Source organism: Pseudohongiella nitratireducens, from assembly GCF_001642735.1.
In the GTDB taxonomy this organism is placed as follows: Bacteria; Pseudomonadota; Gammaproteobacteria; order Pseudomonadales; family Pseudohongiellaceae; genus Pseudohongiella; species Pseudohongiella nitratireducens.
The window spans coordinates 1-2,879 of the sequence record NZ_LWHM01000028.1 but is presented as its reverse complement, the minus strand read 5'-3'; the positions used below and the strand labels follow the sequence as shown (position 1 = coordinate 2,879).

At 55.7% G+C, this 2,879-nt stretch carries 3 protein-coding genes and 1 pseudogene; 3 read left to right on the top strand and 1 reads right to left on the bottom strand.

What is annotated here, in order from left to right:
- A partial coding sequence (locus tag PSCS_RS10120) for a MerR family DNA-binding transcriptional regulator (RefSeq protein WP_157885690.1) occupies positions 1–78 on the bottom strand: 78 nt, incomplete at its 3' end.
- Positions 79–173: 95 nt separating this feature from the next.
- Here PSCS_RS10120 and PSCS_RS10115 point away from each other — a divergent pair.
- From PSCS_RS10115 to PSCS_RS10105, 3 genes and pseudogenes are all read left to right on the top strand, one after another.
- Entirely contained in the window at positions 174–1,070 is an 897-nt protein-coding gene (locus PSCS_RS10115) for a cation transporter (protein WP_068810633.1), read from the top strand.
- Between the two features lie 3 nt (positions 1,071–1,073).
- Positions 1,074–1,590, top strand: a pseudogene (lspA, locus tag PSCS_RS10110) (signal peptidase II).
- A 21-nt stretch (positions 1,591–1,611) separates the two neighbouring features.
- A partial coding sequence (locus PSCS_RS10105) for an ISL3 family transposase (RefSeq protein WP_068811995.1) occupies positions 1,612–2,879 on the top strand: 1,268 nt, incomplete at its 3' end.

The window sequence follows — 2,879 nt, the reverse complement described above, 5'->3', positions numbered from 1 at the left end:
CAACAAGCCCTGCTGTTCATAGAAGCGGATCGTCTGTGTTTCGACCCCTACCAACTGCGCCAACTGACCAATGCGCATCAGCCTCCTCCCCAACGGATTCTTTACTCTATTGACCTTATAGTAGCTTTATAGTTTTAAATGGTACCACAACATTGTTCAAGTGGAGTCGTATCATGAGCAAATCCTGTGGTGGCGCCTGTGGCGGTGATGCAACGTCCGCAGCGGATACCGATATACAGGCCTCCTCCGAGGCGCCAGGGAGATGGGTCAGTGTTTATGCCGTGCCGAAGATGGACTGTCCATCAGAAGAACGAATGATTCGCCTAGCCCTGAACGGCTTTGAGGAGATTCGGGCGCTGTCCTTCGACTTGTCGAACCGCCGGCTGAAGGTCGTGCATGACGGCGAGGTCGAGCCCGTCACCTCGAAACTGAAGACCTTGGGGCTAGGCGCCTCGCTTCAGGAAACCGTCGCTGCAAATCCGGAGACCATCAAGGCCGCCGAGTTTTCGGCAGCTTCTGCTAAGCAAGAATCCGGGACCCTGCGCTGGTTGCTCGGCATCAATGCACTTCTGTTCGTGGTGGAAATGACTGCCGGTCTGATCGCCCAGTCCACCGGCCTGATTGGAGAATCCCTGGACAATTTTGCCGATGCGGCGGTGTACGGGCTTGCCCTTTATGCGGTTGGACATAGCGTGAAAATGCAGGTACGTGCCGCGCATCTTGCTGGTGTACTGCAACTGATCTTGGCTGTGGGCGTGCTCGTAGAGGTGGTGAGACGCTTTGTATTCGGTAGTGAGCCTGAATCGCTGGTGATGATGGCTATCGCATTCGTCGCATTGATTGCCAATACCAGTTGTCTGCTGCTCATATCCAAACATCGGGAAGGCGGGGCGCACATGAAGGCAAGCTGGATATTCTCGGCCAACGACGTGGTGATCAACCTGGGGGTCATCACCGCCGGCGCCCTGGTCGCGTGGACCGGCTCCAATTATCCGGATCTGATTATCGGCACCATCGCGGGAGTCATTGTACTTAACGGCGCCAGACGCATTCTGGCGTTGAAAGATTAAATAATGCTCATTATTGGCAGAAAGCTCTCGCCGTATGCCTTATTGTCCATATCGGGCCTGCGGGCAGCGTCTGATCAGGCTGAAAAGTGGCTGATGCAGCAATCAAGGGCCTATGGCGAGTATATTTATATTTCGGTGACCCCGCTCTTTAACTTGGTGCACCTATGTAACACCGGTGGCGCATTCAGTCTTTTTGCGAATGGTGGAGGCTGGCAACGCAACTTTTTATCGGAATCGCGGTGATGGTCTCGATTTTTCTGATCAAGGTGATCCTTGAAAATCATCATAAAGGAGAAGCTATCGCTTACAGTCCTATCCTCGGTGGCGCCATGGGCAACCTGATTGACCGAGTCTTTCGTGATTATGTTGTGGATTCCTTTGATTTCTATTTGCGAGAACGGCATTGGCCGGTCTTCAACCTGGCTGATATTGCAATTGTCCTCGGTGTCTTACTTTTAGTTCCGGCAGCTTGTTGGGTAAAAAAACAAACACCAATGCCGAGCCGGATGGATCTGACTGACACCTATGCTTATATAAGACCATGACCGAACTTCCCGACAACATCCTGCACCTGCCGCAATACCAAGTACAGGGCTGCAAATCAGCCGGCGACGAAATGCACTTCCAGGTGGACGTGCCCGATCCCATCGCCTGCGAGGAATGCGGCGTGCAGGGTGAGTTCGTACGGTTCGGCAAGCGTGACGTTCCCTATCGTGATCTGCCCATCCACGGCAAGCGGGTCACTCTCTGGGTGGTCCGCCGCCGATACACCTGCCGGGCCTGCAAGACAACATTCAGGCCCCAGCTACCGGAGATGGTGGACGGATTCCGTATGACACTGCGGCTGCATGAGTACGTGGAGAAGGAATCCTTCAACCACCCCTACACCTTTGTGGCGGCACAGACCGGCCTGGACGAGAAGACGGTGCGCGACATCTTCAACGCCCGCGCCGAGTTCCTGGGGCGCTGGCACCGCTTCGAGACGCCCCGCATCCTGGGCATTGACGAGCTATACCTGAACAAGCGCTACCGCTGCATTCTGACCAACATTGAGGAGCGAACCCTGCTCGACCTGCTGGCCACCCGCCGCCAGGACGTGGTGACCAACTACCTGATGAAGCTGAAAGACCGGCAGAAGGTCGAGATCGTCAGCATGGACATGTGGAACCCCTACCGGGCAGCGGTCAAGGCGGTGCTGCCACAGGCCCGCATCGTGGTCGATAAGTTCCATGTGGTGCGTATGGCCAACGATGCGCTGGAGAAGGTGCGCAAGGGCCTCAGAAAGGAGCTGAAGCCCTCACAGAGCCGAACCCTTAAGGGAGACCGGAAAATCCTGCTGAAACGCGCTCACGAAGTCTCAGACCGGGAGCGCCTCATCATGGAGACCTGGACAGGCGCATTCCCGCAACTGCTGGCCGCCTACGAGCACAAGGAGCGCTTCTACGGCATCTGGAATGCTACCACACGGCCCCAGGCAGAAGCCGCCCTGGACGAATGGATAGCCACCATCCCGAAGGGCCAGAAGGAAGTCTGGAGCGATCTGGTCAGGGCGGTGTGTAACTGGCGCGAAGAGATCATGATCTACTTCGAGACGGATATTCCCGTCACCAACGCTTACACGGAGTCCATCAACCGATTGGCCAAGGACAAGAACCGTGAAGGGCGTGGTTATTCCTTTGAGGTGATGCGGGCACGAATGCTCTACACCACGAAGCACAAGAAGAAGGCCCCGACTGCGAAGGTCTCTCCGTTCTACAAGAAAACCATCGGTTACGGACTGCCGGACTTCGCAGAGGAACTCAACTACGG